This window comes from Catenibacterium sp. AM22-6LB, assembly GCF_003435615.1.
In the GTDB taxonomy this organism is placed as follows: domain Bacteria; phylum Bacillota_I; class Bacilli_A; order Erysipelotrichales; family Coprobacillaceae; genus Catenibacterium; species Catenibacterium mitsuoka_A.
On record NZ_QTUM01000119.1, the window covers coordinates 1 to 797 of the forward strand.

1 protein-coding gene is annotated in these 797 nt (G+C 34.9%); it reads left to right on the top strand.

The genetic code is table 11. The annotated features are described in order from the left end of the window. The coding region (locus DW269_RS12490) for an RNA-guided endonuclease TnpB family protein (RefSeq protein WP_147321715.1) at positions 1 to 797 on the top strand (797 nt) is incomplete at both ends.

The window sequence follows — 797 nt, forward strand, 5'->3', positions numbered from 1 at the left end:
AAGAAGAAAGGCAGATCTGATGTGAAAATGTATTTTGTAAGGAATAATCCAAAAGATTGTCTTTGCGAAAGACACAGAATCAAGATCCCGTCACTTGGCTGGGTCCGCATCAAAGAGAAAGGATATATTCCCACAACAAAAGATGGATACGTAATTAAGAGCGGTCATGCCTCAATAAAGGCTGACAGATACTATGTTTCAGTTCTTATAGAAATCCCAGATCACAGGATAGTTAACAATTCCAGTGAAGGAATTGGCATTGACCTTGGATTAAAGGACTTTGCGATTGTTTCTAATGGAAAGATTTATAAGAACATCAATAAATCTGCAAAACTAAAGAAGCTTGAAAAAAAGCTTGTTCGAGAACAGAGAAGTCTTTCTCGAAAGTATGAAAATCTAAAGAAAGGAGAGTCCACTCAAAAAAGAAATATACAGAAACAAAAGCTTAAGATACAGAAGCTTCACCATAGAATTGACAATATTCGTACTGATTACATCAATAAGATAATCGCAGAGATAGTGAAAACCAAGCTATCTCATATAACGATTGAAGATCTAAATGTATCAGGAATGATGAAGAACAGACATCTTTCAAAGGCAGTTGCTTCGCAGAAGTTTTATGAATTTAAAACAAAACTTCTAGCTAAATGCAGGGAGTACGGAATTGAACTTCGAATAGTAGATAGATGGTACCCATCATCTAAGACATGTCATTGCTGTAAAAGTATCAAGAAAGATTTACAGCTTTCAGATAGAATTTTCAGATGTGACTGTGGATATATCGAAGACAGAGATTT